This is a genomic window from Erythrobacter donghaensis, from assembly GCF_002155425.1.
Taxonomy (GTDB): domain Bacteria; phylum Pseudomonadota; class Alphaproteobacteria; order Sphingomonadales; family Sphingomonadaceae; genus Erythrobacter; species Erythrobacter donghaensis.
Genome location: NZ_MUYG01000009.1, coordinates 199,851 through 225,867 on the forward strand (window position 1 = coordinate 199,851; position 26,017 = coordinate 225,867).

A 26,017-nucleotide genomic window follows, 5' to 3' on the forward strand; every position below is an offset into this window, starting at 1 on the left:
GGTGTGGCAAATATGCAAGTCCCTTCTGGGGCTCGCCCGCAAGCCTGCGCCGTCACGTGCCCGGCGTGCGACAGGCCGGAGCACGCTGGCGCCTCAGTTCGTCGTGAACCGGTCAGGCTCGAGCCCGAGCTCGCCGATCCGCTTTCGCAGCGTGTTGCGATTGATCCCCAGCAATTGCGCGGCGCGCAGTTGGTTGCCGCCGGTCCGCCCGAGCGCATATTCGATCAGCGGTTTCTCGAAGGCGGCGAGCGCGCGGTGATAGACCATTCCGGGCGGCGGGCTTTCCGCCGCCAGCCACTGCGCCAGCGCTCCGCCGAAGCCGCCCTGCCCCTCACCCTGCGGCACCAGCGCAGGCGTGACCTCCGGGCCGATGATGTCGGTGACGGCGGCGGCGTCGATCCGCTCCTCGCGCGCCATCAGCGCGAGGCGATAGACCACGTTGCGCAGCTCGCGCACATTGCCACGCCAGTTGCGCGCTTCGAGCTGCTCGATCCCGTCGGGGCTGAGCATCCGGCGCGGCAGGCCATCCTCGGCGGCGAGGATCAGGAAATGCTGCGCGAGCGCGGCAATATCCTCGCGACGCTCACGCAAGGGCGGCAACACGATCGGCACGACGTTGAGGCGGTAGAACAGATCCTCGCGGAAGGTGCCCGCGGCGATCATGGGGGTGAGATCGCGGTTGGTGGCAGCGATGATGCGGACATTGACCGCAATCTCCTGCCGCCCGCCGACGCGCCGGATGCGCCCCGATTGCAGCGCGCGCAGCAGCCGGGTCTGCGCCTCGGCCGGCATGTCGCCGATCTCGTCGAGAAACAGCGTGCCGCCATTGGCCTGTTCGAACTTGCCGATCGCCTGCGCGATGGCCCCGGTGAAAGCGCCTTTCTCGTGCCCGAACAGCTCGCTTTCGACCAGATCGGCGGGAATCGCGGCGGTGTTCACCGCCACGAAGGGCCCGGTGCGGCGATTGCCAAGCTCGTGGATCGCCTCGGCCACCAGCTCCTTGCCGGTGCCGCTTTCGCCGGTGACGAGAACCGTCAAGTCATTGCGCAAGACCCGCGTAATCATGCGGTACACGCCTTGCATCGCCGGGCTGCGACCGACCAACGGCATCTTCTCGCTTTCCCCGCCAGTGGCAGGGCCACCCTGCTCCTCGGCATTCGCGGCGCGAAGGCCCGCCGCCTGCCTCACCGCGTGCACCAGCTCGTCGAGATCGAAGGGCTTGGGAAAATATTCGAAGGCGTCGCTCTCGCTCGCCCGCACCGCGGTATCGAGCGTGTTCTGCGCCGACAGCACGATCACCGGCATGTCCGGCGCGCGCTCACGTACGGCGGCAAGGCTGGCGAGGCCATCGCCATCCTCAAGGATCACGTCGGTCAGCATCACACCAAAACTGCGCTGATCCAGCTGCTTGTCGCGCGCGGCGATGCTGGTGCAGTGGGCGATGGCAAAGCCTTCATCTTCCAGCGCGGCGATGATCACCGTGGCGATTGCGGCGTCATCCTCGACCAGCAGGATCGGACGGCTTGTGGGCATCATCAATCCTGCGCCTGTGGCAGATGCAGGCGGAAATGGGTCAGCCCGGTGCGCGCATCGCGATCATGGCTGACATTGCCATTCATGTCGCGCACCAGTTTCCTCACCAGAGAAAGGCCGAGGCCCTGCCCGGATGGCTTGGACGAGACAAAGGGTTCGAAGACATGCCCCTGCAAGGCCGGATCGATTCCGGGGCCATTGTCGGAAATGGTGATCTCGATCGGCAGCGGCACCGCGCGCCCGTTGCGGATCGCGCTGAATGCGAGCCCGCTGACGAAGCGGGTCTGAACGATGATCTCCCCGCCCCCGCCCTTGCCCAGCGCCGCGTCGCGGGCGTTGGAGATGAGGTTGATCAGCATCTGTTCCAGCGCATCGCGATTGGCCAGCACCGGTGGGAGCGAGGGGTCGAATTCCTCGCGGATCTCGACCTCGCCATGGGCGCCATTCGCCGCGCGCATGGTGGCGACGGCGGCACGGATCGCCTCGTGCGGATTGCAGGCCTCGACCGGTCCGGTGCGGGTACTGCCGAGCTGCTGCATCCGGTCGATCAGCCGGGCGATGCGATCGACCTCGTCGGTGATCATACGGGCAAGCTTCTTGTCGGCATGGGGCAGCTTGCGCGCCGCCAGCTGCGCCGCCCCGCGGATCGCGGCGAGCGGGTTCTTGATTTCGTGCGCCAGCACCGCAGGGGCCCCCAGCATCGCCTCGCCCCCGCCGGGATGGGCCGCCTCGTCATGGCCGATTTGCGATAGCGTCACGACCTGCCAGCCGGGATAGCCACCAAGCGGCGAGGCGGTGAGGTTGATGCGGATCTCGGACTCGCCAACGCGGATCGCCAGATCTCGCGCCACGAGTGCCTCTTCGCCCGCAAGCAAGCGCGCCTCGACCCGCGGATCGAGCGGGCCGACCCGATCGGTCAGCCGCGTGCCGATCAAGCGGCTGCCGCTGGTGCCGAGCAGGTCTTCGGCGGCGTGGTTGACCTCGGCGATCAGGCCCTCGGCATCGAGCAGCACCACGGCGAAGATCAGGCCCGAAAGCTGCGCGCGCGCATCGGGGCGCGCGGTGCCTTGCGGCTCTGCCGGAATGCTGGCCACGCTCAGGCGGCCTGTTGCATCAGGAACGGGGTGTAGAACCGCTCGATCTCGCCGAGCACCTGATCGGCATCGTCAATGAAGTTCGCCATGTTGCGGAACTCGGCCGAGCCGTGGAGCCCCTTAGTGTACCAGCCAAGATGCTTCCTCGCCATCTTCACGCCGGTGTCGCGTCCATAGTGGTCGAGCATCCGGTGATAGTGTTCGACGACGAGGGCATATTGCTCCTCCATCCCGGGCGCCGCACGCGCTTCGCCGGTGCGCCACCAATGCATCACCTGCCCTAGCAGCCACGGCTTGCCATAGGCCCCGCGCCCGATCATCAGCCCGTCCGCGCCCGACTGCTCGAGCGCCTTGGACGCGTCTTCGATCGCGCAGATATCGCCGTTGACGATGACGGGGATGTTCACTGCCTCCTTGACCTTGCGGATGAAGGCCCAGTCGGCGCTGCCCTTGTACATCTGGTTGCGGGTGCGACCGTGAACCGTGATCATCTGCACGCCGATATCCTCGGCCATGCGCGCAAGCTCGGGGGCGTTGAGGCTGTTGTGATCCCAGCCCATCCGCATCTTGACGGTGACCGGCACCTTCACCGCTTTGACCGTCGCTTCCATCAGGCGCACAGCCAGCGGCACCTCGCGCATCAGCGCCGAGCCTGCCAGTTGGCCGACGACCTTGCGCACCGGGCAGCCGAAATTGATGTCGATGATCGCCGCGCCGTTGCCTTCCTGAATCTTCGCCGCCTCGGCCATGCTGGCGGGATCGCAGCCGACCAGCTGCATCGAGACCGGCTCCTCGATCCGGTCCCAGGCGGTCTTCTGCGTGCTGACGCGGGTTTCGCGGATCGCCGCCTCGCTCGCCACCATCTCTGTGACGTTGAGGCCCGAGCCATAGCGGCGCACCAGCGTACGGAACGGCATGTCGGTCACCCCGGTCATCGGCGCGAGCACGACGGGCTCGGCGATGGTGACCGGGCCGATCGCGATCGGCTTCAGGGCCGGTGGAGGGGGAAGCGTGGTCATGGGAGCAGGTGTTGCCTAAAATATGGGCAGGCGCATAGTGGATTGCCCAAAGCCCGTCCAGTGCCTAAGCGATGGCACCGATGGACGCCCCTTCCCCACTCCCCCCGTTTGCAGCAATCGTGGTCGCCGCCGGCAAGGGCCTGCGGGTTGGCGGAGACACCCCCAAGCAATTCAGGGATTTCAACGGCAAGCCGGTGATCCGCTGGTCGATCGAGGCACTCGCAAAAGCGGGCGCGGATAGGATCGTAACCGTCATCGCTCCCGATACCCGCGCAGAAGCCGAAGCGGCGCTTGCGGGCATCGCCGGGGTGGAATTCGTCTCCGGTGGCGCGACCCGGCAGGACTCGGTGCGCGCCGGGCTCGAAGCGCTGACGGGACATGCGCCTGCTCACGTTCTGATCCACGACGCCGCCCGGCCCGATCTGCCCCATGCGGTCATCGCCCGCCTGCTAGAGGCGCTTGCCGATCATCCCGGTGCCATTCCCGTCCTGCCCGTAGTCGACAGCCTCGCGGTCGATGCCGCCGGCGTGATGGCGGGCAAGGCCGAGCGCGAGAGCCTTCGCCGCGTCCAGACCCCGCAGGCCTTCCGCTTCCCGTCGATCCTCGCCGCGCACCGTGACTGGAGCGGCGCGACCGATGCCGGCGACGATGCGCAAGTGCTGATGGCCAGCAATGGTTCAGTTGCGCTTGTGCAAGGCGACGAGCGCCTGAAGAAAATCACCTTTGCCGAGGACCTTGCCACACCCATGAACCAACCCGCCTTCCGCATCGGTCAGGGCTTCGATGTGCACCGTCTGGAGCCGGGCGAGGAATTGTGGCTGGGCGGCGTGCTGATCCCGCATGACAAGGGGCTGGCCGGGCATTCGGATGCCGACGTGGCGCTCCATGCGATCACCGATGCGGTGCTGGGCGCAGTAGGTGAAGGCGACATCGGCACCCACTTCCCACCCAGCGACCCGCAGTGGCGCGGGGCGCGCTCGGGGCAGTTCCTCGAACATGCCGTCGGCCTCGCGCGTGCGGCGGGCTATATTATCGCCAATGTCGATCTCACCCTGATCTGCGAAGCGCCCAAGATCGGGCCGCACCGCCCTGCCATGCGCGCCGAAGTCGCCCGGCTGATGGGCCTTGCCGAAGGCGCGGTCAGCATCAAGGCTACCACCACCGAAAAACTCGGCTTCACCGGCCGCGGCGAGGGGATCGCTGCGCAGGCCATTGTTCTCGTCACGCTTGCCTCGAAAGGAAATGCCTTATGAAAATTCGGAACCTTGTTCCCGTTATCGCCCTCGCCGCTCTCGCATCGGCTCAGGCTGCGCAGGCCCAGCAGCAGGCCTGCGTCAATCCGGACGATCTGTCGGATGCCATCGTTTATGCCATGCCGCTCGCCTATGACGCTGCGCAAACCGCCTGCGCCAACCGTTTCGAGGCAGAAGGCTTCATGGCCACCCGCGGCGAGACCTACATCGCCCAGTTCCGCGCCTCGCAGAACGAGGCATGGCCGGGCGCCTTCCGCTTCCTCAAGACTTTCATGAACAGGGACGGCGGCTCGGACGATCAGATGGGCGCGATGCTCGCCACCATGCCCGAAGATGCGCTGCGGCCTTTCGTCGATGCGCTGGTCGGGCAGATGCTCGCGAAGGAGATCAAGGGCGACAGCTGCGGCAAGATCGAGCGCGGGGTCGAGCTGCTCAGCCCCCTGCCGGTCGATAATGTCGGCGGACTGATTGGCTTCGTCGCCGAGATGGCCGACCTCAAGAACCCGCCGATCTGCACCGCCGCGCCTGCGATGAGCGGGAAGTAGGCACGATGCAAACCGCTTTGCTGCCTGAAGACATCATCAGCCTTGCCGAACGTGTCGTGGCCGAGAACGCCGCGGCCGGGCGCATGGTGGTGCTGGCGGAAAGCTGCACCGGAGGGCTAGTTGCCGGGGCTCTCACCGAGATCCCCGGCTCCTCGGCGGTGCTCGACCGGGGGTTCGTGACCTACACCAATGCCGCCAAGATGGAGATGCTGGGGGTTGCCAGCGACATCATCGAAACCTTCGGCGCGGTTTCGATTGCCTGTGCCTGGGCAATGGCCAAGGGCGCACTCGACCGGTCGAAGGCCGATGTCGCGGTGGCGATCAGCGGTGTCGCCGGCCCCGGTGGCGGAACCCCTCAAAAGCCGGTCGGCACGGTGGTGTTCGCCCGCGTGGTGCGCGGCGAGACAGGCGAGCCCGAGGGCGAGTTGCGCTTCTTCGACGGCGGCGGAGGCCCGGGCGGCCGCGCCGAAATCCGCCGTCAGGCGACGCTGTGCGCGCTGGAATTGCTTCTGCCGTAAAGCTGCGCCGCACGCATCTCGAAGGCTTCGACCATCTTGCGGAAAGCCTTGTCGAAATATTGGCCTGCGATCCGCTCGAACAGGCGGTTTTTGAAGGTGAAGTCGACAAGGAAGTCGATCTCGCAGGTATGCTCGTCAATCGCGCGGAACGTCCAGACATTGTCCAGATCGCTGAGCGGCCCGTCGAGGTAGTGCACGTCGATCTCGCGCGGGCGATCCTTGCGAACGCGCGAGGTGAAGCTTTCGCGGATCGCCTTGAAGCCCACCACCATGTCGGCGACCATCTCGGTCTCGGAATTTGAGCGCACGCGGGTGGCGATCACCCAGGGCAGGAATTCGCCATAGCGCGCGACATCGGCGACCAGATCGAACATCTGCTCGGCGCTGTAGGGCAGGCGGCGGGTTTCGCGGATGCCGGGCATCAGGCCGAGGCCTTGGCCCCCGAACGCACGGCATCGCGGGCGAGCTTTTCTTCCCGCGCGGCACGCATCTTCGCGAAGTCATCGCCCGCATGATAACTCGAGCGGGTGAGCGGGCTTGAGGCGACCTGCAGGAAGCCCTTGGCTCGTGCAATCGCGCCATAGGCGGCGAAGGCCTTGGGCGTCACAAATTCCTCGACGCTCGCGTGCTTGGGCGTCGGTTGCAGATACTGCCCCATGGTGATGAAATCGACCTCCGCCGAGCGCATGTCGTCCATCACCTGATGCACTTCGAGCCGCTGTTCGCCCAGCCCCAGCATGATCCCCGACTTGGTGAAGATCAGCGGATTGTGCGCCTTCACCTCTTCGAGCAGCCGCAACGATGCATAGTAGCGCGCGCCGGGGCGGATCGTGGGATAGAGCCGCGGCACGGTTTCGAGATTATGGTTGTAGACGTCCGGCCCCGCCTCGCAGATCATCTCCACCGCGCGCCGCATCTTGCCGCGGAAATCGGGGGTGAGAATCTCGATCGTGGTGTTCGGCGTGTTGCGGCGCAGCGCCTCGATCACCTTGACGAACTGCGACGCGCCGCCATCCGGCAGATCGTCGCGGTCGACCGAGGTGATGACGATGTGCTCCAGCCCCATCTTGGCCGCGGCGATGGCGGTATTCTCAGGCTCGAAGGGATCAACCGCGCGCGGCATCCCGGTCTTGACGTTGCAGAAGGCGCAGGCCCGGGTGCAGACATCGCCGAGGATCATCACCGTCGCATGCTTCTTCGTCCAGCACTCGCCGATGTTCGGGCAGGCGGCTTCCTCGCATACGGTGTTGAGATTGAGTTCGCGCATCAGCTTGCGCGTTTCGTTATAGCCCTCGCTCACCGGCGCGCGGACACGGATCCAGTCGGGCTTGCGCTGGCGGGCGGGCCGTTCTGCGGGAGGCGACGGCTGCGGCGTGCTGGCGAGGTCATTCATGGGGAGCCATTTAGGCGCACCCGCCTCATCCCGCAAGCAGGCTGGCCCTTGCAAACCCGGTCACGGCCCTCCCAAAAAAAGGAGCGCCGGGCGGGTGGCCCGGCGCTCCGTCATTCGGTCTTTGCTGTCTGATGCGAGATCAGTTGGCAGCCGCCGGAGCCGCAGGCGTGGTGGCACCGCCGCTCAGCTGGGCCGCATAGGCGCTCCACAGCATCGCGATCGGCGCGCGCGCGCCTTCGACCTGCGCCAGCGTTTCACGCGCCGCCGCGGTGTCGCCGGCCCCGACCTGCGCAATCCCGAGCCGGGTCAGGGCAAGGTTGCGATCCACCCCCGGCATGGTCAGCGCGCGTTCGTAAAAGCCCGCGGCCTTGGCGTATTCGTTGTAGCTGAGGAAGGCATCACCCGCCGCAACAACCGTGCGCAGCTGCGCGGACGCGGCCTTGGCATCGCGTTCGAGCGCTGGCAGCGCTGCCCGGTCGTCGGCAATGAGGCTCTTCGCCTGCTTGAGCTGTTCGTCGATATAGCTGTCCGAACCCGGCGCGATCTTGCCCGAGGCATAGGCCAGCTCGATCACTTCCTGCACTTCCTTGGGCAGGCGACGGGTATCGGCGGTTTCGACATAGATGATGTAGTCGTTGGCATCGTTGAGCGTGCCGACCTTGCGGCCCAGACGCAGGAGATCAAGCATCACCGGTGCCTCGAATTCGGTGAGGTTGCGGGTCAGGTTGACCGCATCGCGCCAGTTTTCAGGCTTGGGATAATCGCCCACCCAGCCCTGCACGAATTGATAGACCTCGGGAACGATTTCGTTGGTGTAGGCGACCGAAACCCCGCGGCGATACCAGTTCTCGGGCACAGCCTCGCCCTGCGCCTTACGCCCTTCAATGGCATCGGCGAGATACTTAAGTCCTTCAGCGTGATTGTCGTCGGCGAAGAACAGCTCCGCCATCGACAGCTGCAGATCGGCCATGGGCGCGGGGTAGCCGAGGTCCATCGCCTTTTGCAGATAGCTGCGGGCCGCGGCGTATTGCTGGAGCTGGTTGTTGATCTGATAGCCGACGAAATTGAACTTCGACAAGTCCTCAGGCTTGGTCTTGCCGCTCGCCAGCATTAGCTCGAGCCCTTGCAGCTGCAACGGCGCATCCTTGCCGGTGATCCCGGCGTTGAACATCAAACCGCCCAGCGCCATCTGGTCATCCGGCGACGTCGCCAGCGGAGCGAGGCCGAGGATCTGCGGCTTCAGCGCAGCAACATCCGCCCCCGGCGCCTTGAGCGCGGTATCGACCGGGTTATAGGCGGCCACGAATTCCTTCGAGTAGGACGGCTTGGACGGATCGGCCTTTTCGTCCTTCTTCTTGCGCTGGGCGTGGGCCGGGTCTGCAAAGCCCGGCATGGTCAGCAGCGCAGTGCCGCTGGCGAGCGCCACAGCCAGCGCCAGCTGACGCGCGAGGCGGCCGGGAGCCGGAATGAAACGACGGGGCGAAGACATATTGGTCACTCATATCCTCCAGTAGATACGCAGCCGCGCGCCCATTTCGGCGCGCGCCCTGCGGCGAACTCCACCCGGGCCTTTGGACGGGCCGGACGGGATTTGCAATTGTCGCTAGGCGGAGCGTGCTGAACGGGCTTTGAATGCCCTGTTCACGCTGCTTTCGCAAAGGGGCTTGGAAGTGTGGAAAAAGGCGCGGTGTTCGCGCCTTGTTCGCGCTCCATGGTGGCGAAACCCCCGGCTTGTCCCTAGATAGAGAGTGACAGCCGCGGCTGCTATGGCCCGGCCCGCACGACGCGGCACGCAAACACACACAGAAACGGCCCCGACCTTGAGCGACGACAGCGACATTCTCGATTCCCCTCCCCCGTCTCCGATGAGCGGTTTCGACCGCATCGACATCGTCGACGAGATGAAGACGAGCTATCTCGACTACGCGATGAGCGTGATCGTCAGCCGCGCGCTGCCTGATGTGCGCGATGGGCTGAAGCCGGTGCACCGCCGCATTCTCTTCGCCAGTCAGGAAGGCGGGTTCGTCGCCGGGAGGCCCTATCGCAAGAGCGCCAAGATCGTCGGGGACGTGATGGGTAACTATCACCCCCACGGCGATTCTGCGATCTACGACGCGCTCGCCCGCATGACCCAGCCTTGGTCGATGCGCGTGCCGCTGATCGATGGTCAGGGGAACTTCGGCTCGATGGACCCCGATCCGCCGGCCTCGATGCGCTACACCGAAGCGCGGCTGGCGCGGGTGGCGAACTCGCTGCTCGACGATCTCGACAAGGACACGGTCGACTTCACCGACAACTATGACGGCAGCCGCAAGGAGCCGACGGTGCTGCCGGCGCGCTTCCCCAACCTGCTGGTCAACGGCGCGGGTGGGATCGCGGTCGGCATGGCGACCAACGTGCCGCCGCACAATCTGGGCGAAGTGATCGACGCCTGTTTCGCCTATATGGACAATCCGGCAATCACGTCGGAGGAATTGATCCAGTACATTCCCGGCCCCGACTTCCCCACGGCTCCGCTGATCCTCGGCACGCATGGAGCACGGCAGGCCTATACCACCGGGCGCGGGTCGATCCTGATGCGCTGCCGGCACGAGATCGAGTCGACGCGCGGCGCCAAAAGCGAAGGCCGCGAAAGCATCGTCTTCACCTCTATTCCCTATCAGGTCGGCAAGTCCGGGCTGGTCGAGAAGATCGCCGAGGCCGCCAAGGAAAAGCGGATCGAAGGCATCAGCGACATCCGCGACGAATCCTCGCGCGAGGGCGTGCGCGTGGTGATCGACCTGAAGCGCGATGCCACCCCGGAAGTGGTGCTCAACCAGATCTGGCGGCACACGCCTGCGCAATCGAGCTTCCCCGCCAACATGCTGGCGATCCGCGGCGGCCGCCCCGAAACGCTGGTGCTGCGCGATTTCATCGCCGCCTTCATCACCTTCCGCGAGGAAGTGATCACCCGGCGCACCAAGTTTGAACTCGCCAAGGCGCGTGAGCGGGCGCACCTGTTGCTGGGTCTGGTGGTTGCGGTCTCCAACCTCGACGAGGTGGTGGCGATGATCCGCACCGCCCCCAACCCCGCCGAAGCCCGCGCGCGCCTGCTCGCCAAGGAATGGCCGATTGGCGACATCGCGCAATATATTCGCCTGATCGAAGCGATCGAGCCCAGCGCCGACGAAAGCGGCGGCACCTATCGCCTGTCCGAACGGCAGGTGAAGGCGATCCTCGATCTGCGCCTGCATCGCCTGACCGCACTGGGCCGTGACGAAATCGGCGAAGAGCTGAAGGGGCTTTCGGTCGCGATCGAGGAATATCTCTCGATCCTGGCCGACCGCGTGAAGCTCTACGGCGTGATGCGCGAGGAACTGGCGGAAATCCGCGCCACCTACGCCACCCCGCGCCTCAGCGAAATCGCGCCCGCCTGGGACGGGCTTGAAGACGAGGACCTGATCGAGCGCGAGGAAATGGTCGTCACCGTGACCCACGGCGGCTACATCAAGCGCACCCCATTGGACACCTTCCGCGCGCAAGGCCGCGGCGGCAAGGGCCGCAGCGGCATGGCGACCAAGGACGAAGACGCGGTGGTCGAGCTGTTCGTCACTTCGACCCACAACCCGGTGCTATTCTTCACCAACACCGGCCGCGTCTATCGCATGAAGGTGTGGAAGCTGCCCGAAGGTGGCCCCACGACCAAGGGCCGCCCGATGGTCAACCTGCTGCCGCTTGGCGATGACGAGCGCGTTACCAACGTCCTCCCCCTGCCTGAGGACGAAGCGAGCTGGGCCAATCTCAACATCGTTTTCGCCACCGAACAGGGCATGGTGCGCCGCAATTCGATGGATGCCTTCACCAACGTGCCCACCGCAGGCAAATATGCGATGGGCTTCGTCGAGGGTTCGGGCGACCGTCTGATCGGCGTGCAATTGCTGACCGAGGAGCAGGAAATCTTCCTCGCCAGCGATTCCGGCAAGGCGATCCGCTTCTCCGCCACCGATGCGCGCGAGACCAAGAGCCGCACCGGCATCGGGGTGCGCGGCATGAGTCTGAAGAAGGGTGGCAAGGTCGTCTCGATGGCGGTGCTCGATCCGCTCACCGCCGACATGGAAACGCGCGAGGCCTATCTGCGCGCGGCGGCGTGGAAGAACAACGACGCCGAGCCCACGCTGCCTGCCGAGCAAGTGTCCACGATGGCAGAAGCCGAGGAGTTCATCCTCACCATCACCGCCAATGGCTATGGCAAGATTTCCTCGGCCTATGAATACCGCACCACCGGGCGCGGCGGTCAAGGCATTACCAATATCGGCACGCCCGAGAGCAACCCGGAACGCAACGGCCCGGTGGTCGCCAGCTTCCCGGTCAAGCACGGCTCGCAGCTGATGCTGGTGACCGATCAGGCGAAGCTGATCCGCCTCGGCATCGATTTCCGCCACCTGATCGAAGGCGGATTCGAGAACCTCAAGGGCTTCTCGATCTCAGGTCGCGGCTCCTCGGGCGTGCGCATCTTCGATGTCGCCAAGGACGAACACATCGTCGGCGCAGCGCTGATCGACGATGCGGGCGAAGATGGCGAAAGCAGCGGCGAGGCGGGGCCGGAAGCGGTGGAGGAAGCGCCCGTCACCTGACGGGCTGCTCTCCCCGCAGGCACTGCACGATCCCGGTGGCGATCATCAGCTGCCCCGCATAGTAAAGCGGCCAGATCAGCAGCGTCGGGGCGGGTTCGAGATCGAACGGCCCCATCCGCGCGAAGATCAGCCAGTCGCTGAGCACAAAGAGCACTGCCCCGCTGCCGACGCGGTAGCGCGGGTAGTGGCTCATCCATGCCGCTGCGGCCATCGCACCGAGGAAAGCGGCATAGACAGCAATCTGCGCATCGCCGCTCAGCAGCCAGCTCACCAGCGGAGTGCCAACCAGCAAGCTGGCGCCGATCAGCTTCTGCACCGGCGACGGCCGCTTGTGCCGGTTCCTGAGATAGAGAGCGACCGCAACCACGTGGGCCACCGCGAAAAAGGCACCCCCGATGAGGAAATCGAGTTCGATCGCCACGTCCCCCGCCGCCGCCACCGCCAGCGCCGCCGCCAGCAGCAAGCCATCTGTGCGATGCTTGCCCTGCGGCACGCGCAGCAGGACGTAGAGCGCCAGCAGGCCGACACTCGCCCCCTTGGCGGCGAGGCCCCAAGTGCCCTCGAACACCGGATTGTCGCTGAGGAAATAGAACGCCGTTGCAGCTGCCACGCTCAACAGCAGCCACGGCCTTTGTTCGATCAGCGCCTGCTTTGCCATTGATCCGCTACCCGCCTCGCATGCCTTGGGACTTGCAGGCGAGCTATCACGCAATTAGGTCCCCCGCCATGACGGCAAGCGCAACTTTGCACGATGTGCACATAATCGGCGGCGGTCTCGCCGGGAGCGAGGCGGCGTGGCAACTCGCACAGCGCGGGGTGAGGGTGCGCCTGTCGGAGATGCGGGGCTCGGGCGAGATGACCCCCGCGCACCAGACCGATGGGCTGGCCGAGCTGGTCTGCTCCAATTCCTTCCGTTCCGATGACGACACCAAGAATGCGGTCGGCCTGCTGCATCATGAAATGCGCGAGCTCGACAGCCTAGTGATGCGCGCGGGCCATGCCGCTCGCGTGCCCGCCGGTAGCGCCATGGCGGTCGACCGCGATGTCTTCTCGGCCGAGGTGGAAAAGGCGCTCGTCCAGCACCCCAATGTCACCATCGTGCGCGAACGGGTGGATGCCCTGCCCGCTGCGGGGCTCACCATCGTTGCCACCGGGCCGCTAACCGCCGAGGCGCTGGCCGGCAGCATCGTGCGCGCGACGGGGGCGGAGCGGCTCGCTTTCTTCGATGCCATCGCGCCCATCATCCACCGCGACAGCATCGACATGAGCAAGGTCTGGATCCAGTCGCGCTGGAACAAGCGCACCGAGGCCAGCAACGAGGGCGGCGATTACATCAACTGCCCGATGACGAAGGAGCAATACCTCGCCTTCCACCGCGGTCTGATGGAAGGCGAGAAGACCGAGTTCAAGCAGTGGGAAAAGGACACGCCCTATTTTGACGGCTGCATGCCGATCGAGGTAATGGCCGAGCGCGGCGTCGAAACCCTGCGCTATGGCCCGATGAAGGGCGTGGGGCTCGACAATCCCTTCGACACCTCGCCCGAGTTTCCGCAGGGGCGCTGGCCCTATGCCGTGGTGCAGCTGCGGCAGGACAACAAGCTCGGCACGCTGTGGAACATGGTCGGCTTCCAGACCAAGCTGAAATACGCCGCGCAGATTGCGCTGTTCCGCACCATTCCGGGGCTGGAGAACGCCGAATTCGCGCGTCTGGGCGGGCTGCACCGCAACACCTTCCTCAATTCGCCTGAGGTGCTCGACCGCCAGCTGCGGCTGCGTGCTGCGCCGCATATCCGTTTTGCCGGACAGGTGACGGGCTGCGAGGGCTATGTCGAGAGTGCCGCGATTGGCCTCGTCGCCGGGATGATGACAGCGGCGGAACTGGCGGGGCGCGACTGGCAGCCCCTGCCCGCCACCACCGCACTCGGCGCGCTGCTCAGCCACATAACCGGCGATGCCGAGGCAGAGACCTTCCAGCCCATGAACGTTAATTTCGGCCTGTTCCCGCCGCTCCACGAGGTCGGCAAGAAGGTCCGCAAGGAGGCCTACACCTCCCGCGCCAAGGCCGATTTGGCACGCTGGATCAGCGAAACGCGCGAGATCGTGCCAGCCTGATCCCTCAACACTTGCAGGCTGGTTTTTTCGCCGCCGGCTTGGGCGCGGTCGTGGCGAATTCGCGCGGCGTCAGGCGCTCGTCGCCATTCGCATCGGCCTTCTCGAACCGCTGCACCGTGGTCACCGCCCATTCCTCGAAGGTCAGCAGATTGTTGCCGTCCTTGTCGAGCGCGCGGAAGGCATCGGTGCGGGTCGAGAGCATTTCGTTGCGGGTGATCAGCCGGTCGCGGTTGCGATCATAGCGGAAGAAGCGCTGTTCTTCCTTGCCGAGTTCGCTCACCTCGGGCGGCGCCGGGCCTTGCAAAGTGCCGGGATCGGCCAGCGGGAGCGCCTCGGGATCGACCGGCGAAGGGGCCGGCGCGGGCGGCGGTGCGCCCTCTTCGATCACCGCGCGGCCCTGAAGCCACGCTACTCCAACTCCCGCGAGGGCAAGGCCCCCCAGCAACCCAATTACAGCCTGTCGCAAAGGTCTGCCCCCTTTTGCTTCAATGGGTTGCAGACTATACCCGATCAGAGAGCAAAGATAGCCGCCTTGTACGCTGCGAGCGAGGCGCCGCGCCCCTCCATCAGTGGCCGCCCCTGGCGCTTGAGCGCGCGCCGCGCCAGGGCATCGAGCACCGCCACGCCGCGCAGACGGCGTGGGACGCGGCCGAGCGGGATCTGACGCGCCTGCCCGGCGGCGATCAATGCATCGCGTTCCTGCGGGTCCGACACCGCCGCAGCCGCATCGGCCGCCGCCCAGCGCAGCCCTGCCGCCGCCAGACGCACCGCCGCCGCCGGAGGACAATCGTCCCACAGCGCGACGAAAAAGGCCCCGCGCTGCGCACCAAAGGCCTCGGCCTCGGCCCGGTCAAAGCGTTCTGCGGTCATCAGCACTTCCCAGCCATCGACCATCGCAATCAGCGCCGCCTCGCGCCCGGCCCAGTGCGCGCCGATCGCGTCGAGCACCGCATCGCCGCGCGGCCGATCCGCTACCGGCCGCGCGAGCGCATCGCGCCACCACGCAAGCCGCATCTGGCCAAGCATCACTTCCTGCGTGCGGGTCGCGATCCGGGCCAGTCGCCGATCAAGCTGAAGAGCCGTGCTTAATGGTGCGCGAACCATTTCGCCGCTCCACGCCAAGGCCAGCTCGGCTTCGGGGGCGAGAATGTCTGAGGCCTCGGTCATCACTGAATTAACGCATAACCAACGATTTACGCCTTTGGCAAGCAAAGTGTCCCACCCGGGGACGCCAAACACCGCAACCTGCCGATGGCCGTGCTTAGGCAATTGTTAACCATAAGTTTTGGCAATCCGCTTACCCAACTCCCTTAAGGGCGGAGGCTGCATCTGGATTGTCTGCGCGATTTGCGCGCGGACGACAGGGGAAGGGCACCGTAGCAATGGCGCAAGAACAGCAGGCCAGATCGTCGTTCATGCACAAGCTGCTGCACGACAAGACCGCCAACACGCTCGCGATTTCCGCAGCGGCCTTGCTTCCGCTGATGGCCATGGTCGGCGGCGGGATCGATGCAAGCCGCTATTACATGACAGCCGCGCGCATGCAGGCCGCGTGCGACGCCGGTGCGCTCGCCGCACGGCGGGCGATGACCGACGACAACTTCACCAGCGCGCACCGCCAGATCGGTCTCAATTTCTTCGACCAGAACTTCAACGATGGCATGTTCGGCGTCGACAGCCGCGTCCGCGATTACACCAGCGACGGCGAGGGCAAGGTGACCGGCTCGGCGACCGGCGTCCTGCCCGCCTCGATCATGGCGGCCTTCGGCTATGACGAATTCAACATTTCGGTGACCTGTTCGGCCGAGATCAACATCTCGAACACCGATATCATGTTCGTGCTCGATACCACCGGATCGATGGCTGATTGTCCGGCGACTTCGGGATGCAACTCCGGCCCCGGCTCCAAGATCGTCGCGCTGCGCGAAGCGGTGATGGGTTTCTACGACACCGTCGAGGCTGCCACATCCTCGAGCGCGCAGGTGCGCTATGGCCTCGTGCCCTATTCGCAGCAGGTCAATGTCGGATTCTCGCTGCCGCGCGCCTACATGGCCAACGAGCATTCCTACCAGTCGCGCGTGCCGATCTACGAGGTCGTAGAAACCGTTATTCCGGGCAACGGGGTGAGGGTCGGCGACGACATCTTGATCTCGCAGCAGACCGAATGGATCACGCGCCTGACCACCAACCTCGGCTCGACGATTCAGAGCGACTACTATTACAACAACCGCCCCGGTCGTCCGAACAACAATGACAATGCCGACCGGACGCTCTGCCAATCGACCAATCGCGGGACCTACACGGTCGGAAGCCAGACTTGGACTGTCAGTGCAACCGTCTATGTGCGTGAGCAATATCCCTCTGCACCAATCGACACGCAGGCAGGCTGCCGCGGCACGGTTCGAAAGACCCGCAAGGCGACGCAGGATGATGTGATCCCTGATCGCACTGAACAATCGATCCGCTTTGCCTATTGGCGCTACTGTCAGGTCGACACCACCGACGACACGCCTTGTGATGTCGTCAACCCAGCGGGCAGCCCTGCTTCGTGGGAGACGGTCGATCTCTCCACGCTCTATGACGATAATCAGATCGATCTGCCGACCGGCACCAACGGCGCATTCGAAACGCACACCTGGACTGGCTGCGTCGAGGAGCCGAGCACGGTGCTGACCGACAATTACAGCCCGATCCCGGCGGCAGCGTACGATCTCAACATCAATCTGGTGCCAGCTAACGAATCGCAGAAATGGAAGCCTTCGCTGAACCGCGCCGTATGGGAACGGCGCGACTACAGCAACAACCGCACCACGGGCTACCGCAACATCAACGCCGACCAGGCCCGGCCGGGCTGGGTCTGCCCGCGTCCGGCGCGCAAGCTGTCCGAGATCAGCCGCACCGACCTGCAGGCCTACCTCGACGCGCTGAACGCCACCGGCCAGACCTATCACGACATCGGCATGCTGTGGGGAGCGCGCTTCCTCAGCCCGCGCGGTCTGTTCGCCGCAGAGAACACGACCGCGCCGAACGGTGATGCGATTGCGCGGCACATCGTGTTCATGACCGACGGTGTGCAGGTCAACAATGTCGAGAACTATTCGACCCACGGGATCGAATGGTGGGATCGCCGGATCAGCGGTGACGGCAACTCGAGCCGTGAATTCAACCGCCGCGCTTCGCGTCTGCAGGCCATCTGCCGCGCCGCGCAGCAGGAGAATATCACGGTCTGGGTGGTGGCCTTCGGCACGGCATTGACCCAGAACCTGGTCGATTGCGCATCGCCGGGGCGTGCCTTCCAGGCGAACGACTCCGCGACGCTCAACGCCCGGTTCCAGGAAATCGCCCAGAAAATCGCCGCACTGAGGCTCACGTCATGATCCGCCGCCTGTCTTCCGCCCGTGCCGCGCTGCGTCGGCTGAACGCCGACAGCAGCGGGGCAACCCTTGTGGAATTCGCCTTCGTCGGGCCGGTGCTGATCCTGATGATCCTGGGCCTGTTCGACATCGCGCACACGCAATACACCAGTTCGGTGTTGCACGGCGCGATGCAGAAGGCGGGGCGTGATCTGACGCTTGAGAACGCCAATGGCCGGCAGGCAGCGATCGACACGCGGGTGCGCCAGCAGATCGAGACTGTCATGCCCTCGGGCGCACAGGTCGACTTCATAAAGCTTTCCCACGCCGACTTTGCCGACATCGGCGAGCCGGAGGACATTCTGGGCGACGATCCAAGCAACGCGGCAGGCAACGGGGTTTGCGAAGGCGCGAAGAACGAGCGCTATATCGACGCCAACAACAACGGTCGCTGGGATGCCGACCGCGGCAAGACCGGGATCGGCGGCGCACGCGATGCCGTGCTCTTCACCGCCCGCGTCACCTATCCGCGCATGTTCCCGCTGTTCACCATGACGGGCATGCCGCGCAACGTTACGCTTGAGGCGTCGACCGTGCTGCGCAACCAGCCCTTCGACGAACAGGACAAGACGAGAATCGAGAGGAATTGTCCATGACGAAAGCCGCTCTGGCCACGCCTCTGTCCCGTACGCGCCGGTTCGCGCGCCGACTGCGGGGCGATACCTCGGGTCTGGCGCTGATCGAGTTCGCCTTTGCCGCTCCGCTGGTTCTCGGCATGGGGATGCTCGGCACCGAGACCGCCTATCTGGTGATCACCCACCTTCAGGTCAGCCAGATCGCGATGCAGGTTGCCGACAACGCCTCGCGCGTGGGTGAAGAAGACGTGCTGAATGCGCGCAAGGTATACGAGCGCGATGTCGCCGCCACCCTGATCGGGGCCGAAAAGCTCGGCGACAATATCGACATCTTCGAACAGGGCCGGGTGATCGTCTCCAGCCTCCAGCAGAATGCGCAGGGCGGCCAGTGGATCGCCTGGCAGCGCTGCCGCGGGGCGAAGGTCTACAACTCCACATACGGCGTTCAGGGCGCAGGCGCGACGGGAACGTCGTTCCCCGGCATGGGCACGTCGGGCCGCTATATCACCGCCTCGCCAGGCACGGCTGTGATGTTTGTCGAGGTGGCTTACGATTTCGAATCGATCACCCCGCTCGACCTCTTCGACGGGCGCGAGATCGTCTATACGGCGGCTTTCAATGTGCGCGACAACCGCGACCTGACCCAGCTCTATACCGGCGGTCCCGTCGCGCGCTGCAACACCTATTCGGCGGCCCGCCCGACCTGACAACAGGCCGGGCGGCGCAGGGCCTTACGCCTTGTAGCAAACCTTGCGGGCGGCCTCGGCGATCCGCGCGGCATCGACCAGCGCGAGCTTTTCGAGATTGGCTGCATAGGGCAGCGGCACGTCCTCGTTGCACACCCGCAGCACCGGCGCATCGAGGTGGTCGAACCCCTCCTCCATGCAAATGCTGATGATTTCCGACGCGATCGAGCAGGTCGGCCACCCTTCTTCGGCCACGATCAGCCGGTTGGTCTTGGCAAGGCTTTCGAGCACCGTCTGCTTGTCGAGCGGGCGCAGCGTGCGCAGGTCGATCACCTCGGCATCGATCCCCTCGTCCGCCAGCGTCGCCGCGGCATCGAGGGCGAGGCCCACGCCGATCGAATAGCTGACGATGGTGACATCCGCCCCTTCGCGCACGATCCGCGCCTTGCCGATGGGGAGCACGTAATCCTCGACATCGGGAACGTCGAAGCTGCGGCCATAGACCAGCTCGTTTTCGAGGAACACGACCGGATCCTCACAGCGGATCGCGGCCTTCATCAGTCCCTTCGCATCAGCCGCGTCATAGGGCGCGATCACGATCAGGCCCGGCACACTCGCATACCACGGCCCGTAATTCTGCGAGTGCTGCGCACCGACGCGCGAAGCCGCGCCGTTGGGCCCGCGGAACACGATCGGGCAGCGCATCTGGCCGCCCGACATGTAATTGGTCTTGGCGGCCGAGTTGATGATGTGGTCGATCGCCTGCATCGCGAAATTGAAGGTCATGAACTCGACGATCGGACGCAGGCCGCCCATCGCCGCGCCCGTGCCGATACCGGCAAAGCCATATTCGGTGATCGGCGTGTCGATGACGCGCTTGGGGCCGAATTCGGCGAGCAGGCCTTGCGTGACCTTGTAGGCGCCCTGATACTCGGCAACTTCCTCGCCCATCACGAAGACGCGGCCATCGGCGCGCATTTCCTCGGCCATGGCATCGCGCAGCGCCTCGCGCACGGTGGTGCTGGTGAAGCTGGTGCCTTCGGGAAGCTCGGGGTCACGCGCCGGTTCGGCCTTGGCCTTGAGCGGCTCGGCAGGCTTGGCGGCTTCTTCCTTCTCGGCCTTTTCGGCAGGTTCTTCAGCCGGTGCGGGCGCGGAGGCAGGCTCCTCCCCTTCCCCCGTGATCAGCGCGATCACCGCGCCCACGGCCACGTCCTCGGTCCCGGCGGGCACGAGGATCTTCTCCAGCACGCCTTCGTCGATGGCTTCGAATTCCATCGTCGCCTTGTCGGTCTCGATTTCGGCGATGATATCGCCCGGCTCGATCCGGTCGCCTTCCTGCTTGAGCCACTTGGCGAGCGTGCCCTGCTCCATCGTCGGCGAGAGCGCCGGCATCTTCAGTTCGATCCCCATGGCTCAATACTCCTCCACCAGAACATCGGTGTAGAGTTCGCTCGGCGCGGGCTCGGGCGAGGTTTCGGCGAAATCGGCGGCTTCTGCCACCTGCGCACGGATCGCCTTGTCGATGGCTTTCAATTCGTCCTCGGTCTTGCCGGTCTCGATCAGGGTCTTCTTGAGCCCTTCGATCGGATCGTGGTGGTCGCGCTGTTCCTGCACTTCCTCGCGGGTGCGGTATTTGGCCGGGTCTGACATCGAGTGCCCGCGATAGCGATAGGTGTTGCACTCCATCAGCACCGGGCCCTTGCCCGCACGCACATGAGCGAAAGCGACTTCGGCGGCGGCGCGCACTTCAAGCACGTCCATGCCGTTCACTTCCATCCCGGGAATGCGGAAGGCTGTGCCCCGGCGGTAGAAGCGGGTTTCGGCGGAGGACCGCTTGGTCGCGGTGCCCATCGCGTACTGGTTGTCCTCGACCACGAAGACGATCGGCAGGTTCCAGAGCGCGGCCATGTTGAAGGTCTCGTAGACCTGCCCCTGGTTCGCCGCACCGTCGCCGAAATAGGCGAGGCACAGCCCGCCATCCTCGTTGTACTGGTGCGCGAGCGCGAGGCCCCCGCCCAGCGCCACCTGCGCGCCGACGATGCCGTGGCCGCCGTAGAATTTGTGCTCGGTCGAGAACATGTGCATCGACCCGCCCTTGCCCTTGGAAATCCCGGCCTCGCGCCCGGTCAGCTCGGCCATGATCACCTTGGGATCGATCCCGTAGGCGAGCATGTGGCCGTGATCGCGGTAGCCGGTGATGACAGAGTCATGATCATTGTCGAGCGCTGACTGCAAGCCGATCGCGACCGCTTCCTGCCCGATATAGAGGTGGCAGAACCCGCCGATCAGGCCGAGGCCGTAAAGCTGGCCCGCCTTCTCCTCGAACCGCCGGATCAGCAGCATCTGACGGTAGAATTCCAGCATCTCCTCGTCGGAGGCGGCATAGCGCTTCTTGGCTTCGAAAGCCTCTTGCAGCGAATGGAGCAGGAAATCGGAATCATCCGCAGCTGCGGATGCTTTTGCAGGCTTTTTTGCCAAGGTCTTATCCCTCACTTTGGCGCACTCATGGGGAGGAGAAGCGCATCACTGTCCTATAGGCAGGGAGAGGGGCGCGGTGCAACGCCAAGCCGTAGCGGAAAATGCAACACGCATACGAAATCAGGATGTCCGGCTGTGAGCCGGGCTCACTCGTCGTCGAGCGTGATGACGACTTCGTCCTCGCGCATCACGCCCAGCTGATCGCGCACCAGCTCGCTCGCCAGATCGGGATCAGCCGCTTCGGGATCGAGCAGCATCACGCGGTTGCGCAGCGCATCACGCTTGGCTGAAAGCTGGGCGATCTCGGTCTCGCGCTGCTGGAGCGCGGCGGCGTTTTCGCTCCAGGCGAGCAGCCCGGTCGGCCCGGCCACGGCATAGCCTGCCAGCAGCAGCAGGCCGCACAGGGCCACCACGCGCTTCAGCCTGTTGTCCGTCCCCGGTTTACGCATGTCGCGAAAGATCCCCTTGCCGCCAGATTTCACAGAATCACACTTGGCGTGTCGCTGCAAGAGCAATGCGCTGCAATGCGCACAAATCCTTGCGGATTGATCCGCTCAGTAGCTGCGCGGCAGGCCCAGTACATGTTCGGCGAGGTATGACAGGATCAGATTGGTCGAGATCGGCGCGACGGTATAGAGCCTCGCCTCGCGGAACTTGCGCTCGACATCATATTCCTCGGCAAAGCCGAAGCCGCCGAAGGTCTGCACGCACATGTCCGCCGCCGCCCAGCTGGCTTCCGAGGCGAGCAGCTTGGCCATATTGGCCTCCTCGCCGGGATTGCCGCCCTCGTCATAGACCCGCGCGGCATGGTGCACCATCAGCTCGGCGGCGCGCATCTGGGCGTAGCAGCGCGCGATCGGGAACTGGACGCCCTGGTTCTGGCCGATGGGGCGCGCGAAGACAGAGCGGTCCTTGGCGTAGCCGGTGGCCTTTTCGATGAACCACTTGGCATCCCCGATGCACTCGGCGGCGATCAGGATGCGCTCGGCATTCATCCCGGAGAGAATATATCGGAAGCCCTTCCCCTCCTCGCCCACCAGCGCGCTGGCCGGAATGCGCAGATCGTCGAAGAACACCTCGCAGGACGAATGATTCATCATCGTGCGGATCGGCTTGACGGTCATGCCGTTCCCGAGCGCCTCGCCCATCTCGACGAGGAAGATCGACAACCCCTCCGTCTTGCTGGCCGCTTCCTCGCGCGGGGTGGTGCGGGCGAGCAGGAGCATCAGGTCGGAATGCTCGGCGCGGCTGGTCCAGATCTTCTGGCCGCTAATGACGTAGTGGTCGCCGTCCCTGACCGCGCGCGTCTTGAGGCTGAGCGTGTCGGTGCCGCTGGTCGGCTCGGACACGCCGAAAGCCTGCAAGCGCAGCTCTCCGCTGGCAATGCGGGGGAGGTAGGCCGCCTTCTGTTCCTCCGAGCCGTAACGCAGCAGCGTGTTCATGATATACATCTGCGCATGGGCGGAGGAGCCGTTGCAGCCCGAAGCCTGAATTTCCTCCATGATCACGCAGGCCGCTTCGAGGCTCAGCCCGCTGCCGCCGTGTTCCACCGGGATCAGCGCGGCGAGGAACCCGGCGCGGGTCAGCGCATCGACGAATTCCGCAGGATACTCCCTCACAGTGTCCTTAGCACGCCAGTATTCGCCCGGAAAATCCTCGCACAGGCTCCGCACCGCGCGGCGGATTTCGGCGAGTTCCTGAGTGTCGTGCGCTTGCATGGATAAGCCTGCCTTGAGATCTGCGTCCTGCTGCTAGCCGCCGGACGGGCGAGCGTCCACCTGCCGAGAATGCCAGCGTAATCGATGCGCCATCGAAACAGCACGCTGACAGCGCCGTACCGATCCGATAGGGCGCGCTTGATGTCTCAACCCGCACCCGGCCCTGCCCGCCTCACCCGTTCGCAGGAATGGGCGCTGACCCTGACGATCGCGGTGGTGACGGCCAATGCCTATTACATTCACCCGATCATCGGCGAAGTGGCGCGCGCCTTCGGCGTGGGCGAGGCCGAGATTGGACTGGTGCCGGCGCTCAACCAGCTGGCGCTGGCGCTGGGCATTCTGCTGCTGCTGCCGCTGGGGGACTTCATGTCCAACCGCAAGCTGTGCCTCGTCTTCGTGGCGGCGCAGACGGTTTGCCTTGGCGGGATGGTGCTGGCGCCGGATCTCCTGTTGTTCACCGCTGCTTCCACGCTGCTCGGCTTCGTGACGATCGCGCCCTACCTGATCCCGGCCTACGCCTCCAAGCGCATCGCGCCCGAGCGGCTGGGGCTCGTCACCGCGCAGCTGACCGCAGCGGTGATTTTCGGCATCCTCGTGGCGCGGGTGGGCGCGGGGATCGTGGCCGCCTATGCCGATTGGCGCACGGTCTACATCGCCGCTTTCGCGCTGATGGTAGCGGTGACGGCGCTGCTGCCGCTAGCGATGCGAAGCGAGCCGCCCGCGGCCAAGCGCGCGGAGGCCGGTTACGGCGCCCTGATCGCATCTGTGTTCCGGCTCGCCGCGAGGCACCCCGACACGCAGATCTCCGCCGCGATACAGGGGCTCAACTTCGGCATCTTCACGGCCAGCTGGCTGGCGCTGGCGCTGCACCTGACGAGCGCCGAGATGGGTTATGGCACGGATGATGTGGGCCTCTTGGCAGGCGTCGCGGCGATCAGCGTTTTCACCACGCCGAGGCTAGGCCGCTGGGCCGACCGGGTGGGCGCGCGCAAGGCGCGGCTGGCGGCGGCGGTGGTGCAACTGAGCGGCATCGCGCTGTTCTATCCGCTGGGGTTCAGCATCTGGGGGCTGCTGGTGCCGCTGTTCATCGTTAACATGGTCGGGCCGACGATCGACGTAACTGGACGCATGACATTGTTTACCCTCGCCCCCGAGATCCGTACCCGCCTGACCACCTCCTACATCGTGGCGATGTTCATCGGCGGGGCGATCGGCAGTGCGGCGGGAACAGCAGTGTATGACTGGGCCGGATGGGGCGGCACCTGCGCGCTGATGCTGGCGATGTCGGGCTGCGTGCTGGCGCTGTCCTTCCACGCCGAGCGGCGCTGGCGGCGGTTGCACCCACAAGAGTGGTGACCCCGGCGCGATTCGAACGCGCGGCCCCCAGATTAGGAATCTGGTGCTCTATCCGGCTGAGCTACGGGGTCCCGAGGCGCTTCATAGCACCCCGCGCTTCCCGTTCAATTCAACTTTTCGGGCGGCGCGACCGGGAACGGCAGCGGGGCGACTGGCACGCCTTCCTCGATCAGAGCCTTGGCTTCGGCGAGGCTGGCCTGCCCGTGGATCGGGGCCTCGTCACGCTCCCCATAATGCATCTTGCGGGTTTCCTCGGCGAACTTCTCGCCGACCCATGTCGAAGCCTTGAGCGCCTCGGCCTGCGCCTTGGCGAGCTGGTGCAGCGCCTTTTGCACCTCGGGCGGCATCGGCGTGTTGGCCATTGGGCGCGTCTCGGGCGGCAGCACCTCCTGCCGGGCATTGCCCTTGGCAGGCACGGCAGGCGCCATCGGTGCCTTCACCACTTCGGCACACCCGCAATGCGGGCACGCCAGCAACCCGCGCGCGCGCTGGTCGTCGTAATCGGCTGAGGAACCGAACCACCCCTCGAACCGGTGGCCTTGCGTGCAGGAAAGGTCGAAGACGATCATGACGGGTCAGAACTCAGGATAACACGGCGATTGGCAAGCGCAGGCACCTGCGCGCGAACTTCTGCGACGCGAGCAAGGTCGATCTCGCAAAAGGCGAGCCCCGGCGCTTCCCCGCCCATGTCGAGCAGCACTTCGCCCCACGGGTCGACGACGAGGCTGTGGCCATAGGTCTCGCGCCCGTCCGCGTGGCGGCCGACCTGCGCGGCGGCAATGACGAAGGCCTGCGCCTCGATCGCGCGCGCGCGCAGCATGACATGCCAATGCGCTGCGCCTGTGGGCCGGGTGAAGGCGGCCGGCACAGCGATGGCATCGCAGCGGCGGTTGCCGAGCGCCTCGAACAGCGCGGGAAAGCGGATGTCGTAACAGATCGTCAGGCCAAGCCGCCCGATCGGCGTGTCGTCCACGCTGACCACCGCATCCCCGGCGCGATAGGCGTTGCTCTCGCGCCAGCTCTCGCCGCTTGCGAGGTCAACGTCGAACATGTGCATCTTGTCATAGGTGACCGGCGCGCCCGCGCCGGGCGCAAACACCATCGCGCGGTTGGCGTAACGACCGTCGGGAAGCGCGACCGCCATCGATCCGAGAGCGATCGTCAGCCCGGTTTCCTGCGCCAGCGCGGCCAGCTGCGCAACGTGGGCCGAGGTCTCCTGCGCCACGATATGCGCCGCCCCGCGCGCCCGGTTGCGATCGAGCAGCAGCGACATTTCGGGGGTGAACAGCATCGCCGCCCCCTCCCGCGCCGCCGCCCCGGCCGCATCGGTGATGGTCGCGCAATTGGCCTCGGGATCGATCCCCGAGGTCATCTGGAGCACCGCGATCCGGGTCATCAGCCCGCCAAAAGCGCGTCGAGCTTGCCCGCAGCCTCGAGCGCGGCAAGATCGTCGCTGCCGCCCACGTGCACATCGCCGATGAAGATCTGCGGCACCGTCATCGCATTCGGCGCGCGGGCGAGCATTTCGTCGCGCTTGGCGCCGCCCATGGTGATGTCGTGCTCGGTGAATTCGGCACCCTTTTGGCTCAGCAGGCGCTTGGCGCGCACGCAGAAGGGGCAGGCGAACTTGGTGTAGATGTCGATCTGCGGTGCGGCCATCGTAATCCCTCTTGCCAAAGCATCTTGAAAGCTTGCGCGTGAAAACCAAATA

The 26,017-nt window shown here is 65.4% G+C and carries 25 protein-coding genes and 1 tRNA gene; 9 read left to right on the forward strand and 17 right to left on the reverse strand.

The window, feature by feature from the left end:
* Positions 1–93: 93 nt before the first annotated feature.
* Genes BZF59_RS07260 through dusB form a run of 3 tightly spaced genes read right to left on the reverse strand, consistent with a single transcriptional unit; the run spans position 94 to position 3,646 of the window.
* The gene (locus BZF59_RS07260) at positions 94–1,536 is read right to left on the reverse strand and encodes a sigma-54-dependent transcriptional regulator (RefSeq protein ID WP_245806059.1); all 1,443 of its coding nucleotides are present in this window, start codon (positions 1,534–1,536) and stop codon (positions 94–96) included.
* The gene (locus BZF59_RS07265; RefSeq protein WP_086607589.1) at positions 1,536–2,627 is read right to left on the reverse strand and encodes a two-component system sensor histidine kinase NtrB; all 1,092 of its coding nucleotides are present in this window, start codon (positions 2,625–2,627) and stop codon (positions 1,536–1,538) included. The genes BZF59_RS07260 and BZF59_RS07265 overlap by 1 nt, the downstream gene beginning before the upstream one ends.
* A gap of 2 nt (positions 2,628–2,629) precedes the next feature.
* Positions 2,630–3,646 carry a tRNA dihydrouridine synthase DusB gene (gene dusB, locus BZF59_RS07270; RefSeq protein ID WP_086607590.1) on the reverse strand — a complete coding sequence of 339 codons (1,017 nt, stop codon included), beginning with the start codon at positions 3,644–3,646 and terminating at the stop codon, positions 2,630–2,632.
* 80 nt (positions 3,647–3,726) lie between these two features.
* On the opposite strand from dusB, the gene BZF59_RS07275 reads away from it, so the two are divergent.
* Genes BZF59_RS07275 through BZF59_RS07285 form a run of 3 tightly spaced genes read left to right on the forward strand, consistent with a single transcriptional unit; the run spans position 3,727 to position 5,962 of the window.
* Entirely contained in the window at positions 3,727–4,899 is a 1,173-nt protein-coding gene (locus BZF59_RS07275) for a bifunctional 2-C-methyl-D-erythritol 4-phosphate cytidylyltransferase/2-C-methyl-D-erythritol 2,4-cyclodiphosphate synthase (protein WP_086607591.1), read from the forward strand.
* Complete coding sequence (locus BZF59_RS07280) at positions 4,896–5,444, forward strand: hypothetical protein (protein WP_086607592.1); 549 nt, start codon at positions 4,896–4,898, stop codon at positions 5,442–5,444. Before BZF59_RS07275 ends, BZF59_RS07280 begins: the two co-directional genes overlap by 4 nt.
* A 5-nt stretch (positions 5,445–5,449) precedes the next feature.
* Positions 5,450–5,962: a CinA family protein gene (locus BZF59_RS07285; protein ID WP_086607593.1), complete on the forward strand. Its 513-nt coding sequence runs from the start codon at positions 5,450–5,452 to the stop codon at positions 5,960–5,962.
* Here BZF59_RS07285 and BZF59_RS07290 read toward each other — a convergent pair.
* The 3 genes from BZF59_RS07290 to BZF59_RS07300 form a co-directional block, all read right to left on the reverse strand.
* Positions 5,923–6,384: a type II toxin-antitoxin system RatA family toxin gene (locus tag BZF59_RS07290; RefSeq protein ID WP_086607594.1), complete on the reverse strand. Its 462-nt coding sequence runs from the start codon at positions 6,382–6,384 to the stop codon at positions 5,923–5,925. The two genes, BZF59_RS07285 and BZF59_RS07290, sit on opposite strands and share 40 nt — an antisense overlap.
* Positions 6,384–7,355 carry a lipoyl synthase gene (gene lipA / locus BZF59_RS07295; RefSeq protein ID WP_086607595.1) on the reverse strand — a complete coding sequence of 324 codons (972 nt, stop codon included), beginning with the start codon at positions 7,353–7,355 and terminating at the stop codon, positions 6,384–6,386. The genes BZF59_RS07290 and lipA overlap by 1 nt, the downstream gene beginning before the upstream one ends.
* Positions 7,356–7,494: 139 nt before the next feature.
* On the reverse strand, positions 7,495–8,853 hold the full coding sequence (locus BZF59_RS07300) for a hypothetical protein (protein ID WP_086607596.1): 1,359 nt from the start codon (positions 8,851–8,853) through the stop codon (positions 7,495–7,497).
* Between the two features lie 367 nt (positions 8,854–9,220).
* Between BZF59_RS07300 and gyrA the strand changes: the two genes are divergently transcribed.
* Positions 9,221–11,968, forward strand: coding sequence for a DNA gyrase subunit A (gene gyrA / locus BZF59_RS07305; protein WP_086607597.1), 2,748 nt, complete (start codon positions 9,221–9,223; stop codon positions 11,966–11,968).
* On the opposite strand, the gene BZF59_RS07310 is transcribed toward gyrA, so the two are convergent.
* The gene (locus tag BZF59_RS07310; protein ID WP_086607598.1) at positions 11,961–12,626 is read right to left on the reverse strand and encodes a lysoplasmalogenase family protein; all 666 of its coding nucleotides are present in this window, start codon (positions 12,624–12,626) and stop codon (positions 11,961–11,963) included. The genes gyrA and BZF59_RS07310 overlap by 8 nt on opposite strands.
* A gap of 68 nt (positions 12,627–12,694) precedes the next feature.
* Here BZF59_RS07310 and trmFO point away from each other — a divergent pair, with 68 nt between their 5' ends.
* Positions 12,695–14,080 (forward strand): methylenetetrahydrofolate--tRNA-(uracil(54)-C(5))-methyltransferase (FADH(2)-oxidizing) TrmFO, encoded by a 1,386-nt coding sequence (gene trmFO / locus BZF59_RS07315; protein ID WP_086607599.1) that lies wholly within the window; start codon positions 12,695–12,697, stop codon positions 14,078–14,080.
* Between the two features lie 4 nt (positions 14,081–14,084).
* Here the strand turns inward: trmFO and BZF59_RS07320 are convergent, their stop codons facing one another.
* Positions 14,085–14,546, reverse strand: coding sequence for an EF-hand domain-containing protein (locus BZF59_RS07320; protein ID WP_169712056.1), 462 nt, complete (start codon positions 14,544–14,546; stop codon positions 14,085–14,087).
* Between the two features lie 44 nt (positions 14,547–14,590).
* Positions 14,591–15,247, reverse strand: a complete 657-nt coding sequence (locus tag BZF59_RS07325) for a hypothetical protein (RefSeq protein WP_086607601.1) — start codon at positions 15,245–15,247, stop codon at positions 14,591–14,593.
* Positions 15,248–15,462: 215 nt separating this feature from the next.
* Here BZF59_RS07325 and BZF59_RS07330 point away from each other — a divergent pair, with 215 nt between their 5' ends.
* From BZF59_RS07330 to BZF59_RS07340, 3 genes are read left to right on the forward strand one after another with little or no spacing between them, the layout of a single operon-like run.
* Complete coding sequence (locus BZF59_RS07330; protein WP_086607602.1) at positions 15,463–17,457, forward strand: pilus assembly protein TadG-related protein; 1,995 nt, start codon at positions 15,463–15,465, stop codon at positions 17,455–17,457.
* On the forward strand, positions 17,454–18,089 hold the full coding sequence (locus tag BZF59_RS07335; RefSeq protein ID WP_086607603.1) for a TadE/TadG family type IV pilus assembly protein: 636 nt from the start codon (positions 17,454–17,456) through the stop codon (positions 18,087–18,089). Before BZF59_RS07330 ends, BZF59_RS07335 begins: the two co-directional genes overlap by 4 nt.
* Entirely contained in the window at positions 18,086–18,775 is a 690-nt protein-coding gene (locus tag BZF59_RS07340) for a TadE/TadG family type IV pilus assembly protein (protein ID WP_086607604.1), read from the forward strand. Before BZF59_RS07335 ends, BZF59_RS07340 begins: the two co-directional genes overlap by 4 nt.
* Before the next feature lie 24 nt (positions 18,776–18,799).
* Here BZF59_RS07340 and BZF59_RS07345 read toward each other — a convergent pair whose 3' ends face one another.
* The 4 genes from BZF59_RS07345 to BZF59_RS07360 all read right to left on the reverse strand — a co-directional run bounded on the left by BZF59_RS07345 (position 18,800) and on the right by BZF59_RS07360 (position 22,950).
* Entirely contained in the window at positions 18,800–20,164 is a 1,365-nt protein-coding gene (locus BZF59_RS07345; RefSeq protein WP_086607605.1) for a pyruvate dehydrogenase complex E1 component subunit beta, read from the reverse strand.
* Positions 20,165–20,167: 3 nt separating this feature from the next.
* Positions 20,168–21,232, reverse strand: coding sequence for a pyruvate dehydrogenase (acetyl-transferring) E1 component subunit alpha (gene pdhA / locus BZF59_RS07350; protein WP_211277368.1), 1,065 nt, complete (start codon positions 21,230–21,232; stop codon positions 20,168–20,170).
* A gap of 146 nt (positions 21,233–21,378) precedes the next feature.
* Complete coding sequence (locus BZF59_RS07355; RefSeq protein ID WP_086607828.1) at positions 21,379–21,681, reverse strand: FtsB family cell division protein; 303 nt, start codon at positions 21,679–21,681, stop codon at positions 21,379–21,381.
* A 105-nt stretch (positions 21,682–21,786) separates the two neighbouring features.
* Positions 21,787–22,950 (reverse strand): acyl-CoA dehydrogenase family protein, encoded by a 1,164-nt coding sequence (locus tag BZF59_RS07360; protein WP_086607607.1) that lies wholly within the window; start codon positions 22,948–22,950, stop codon positions 21,787–21,789.
* A gap of 141 nt (positions 22,951–23,091) precedes the next feature.
* On the opposite strand from BZF59_RS07360, the gene BZF59_RS07365 reads away from it, so the two are divergent.
* On the forward strand, positions 23,092–24,306 hold the full coding sequence (locus BZF59_RS07365; protein WP_086607608.1) for an MFS transporter: 1,215 nt from the start codon (positions 23,092–23,094) through the stop codon (positions 24,304–24,306).
* Here BZF59_RS07365 and BZF59_RS07370 read toward each other — a convergent pair.
* The 4 genes from BZF59_RS07370 to grxC all read right to left on the reverse strand — a co-directional run bounded on the left by BZF59_RS07370 (position 24,301) and on the right by grxC (position 25,965).
* A tRNA-Arg gene (locus tag BZF59_RS07370) sits at positions 24,301–24,377 on the reverse strand. The genes BZF59_RS07365 and BZF59_RS07370 overlap by 6 nt on opposite strands.
* A 33-nt stretch (positions 24,378–24,410) precedes the next feature.
* Positions 24,411–24,875 carry a DUF1178 family protein gene (locus tag BZF59_RS07375; protein WP_086607609.1) on the reverse strand — a complete coding sequence of 155 codons (465 nt, stop codon included), beginning with the start codon at positions 24,873–24,875 and terminating at the stop codon, positions 24,411–24,413.
* Entirely contained in the window at positions 24,872–25,702 is an 831-nt protein-coding gene (locus tag BZF59_RS07380; RefSeq protein WP_086607610.1) for a carbon-nitrogen hydrolase family protein, read from the reverse strand. The genes BZF59_RS07375 and BZF59_RS07380 overlap by 4 nt, the downstream gene beginning before the upstream one ends.
* Positions 25,702–25,965 (reverse strand): glutaredoxin 3, encoded by a 264-nt coding sequence (grxC, locus tag BZF59_RS07385; RefSeq protein WP_086607611.1) that lies wholly within the window; start codon positions 25,963–25,965, stop codon positions 25,702–25,704. The genes BZF59_RS07380 and grxC overlap by 1 nt, the downstream gene beginning before the upstream one ends.
* Positions 25,966–26,017 lie beyond the last annotated feature (52 nt).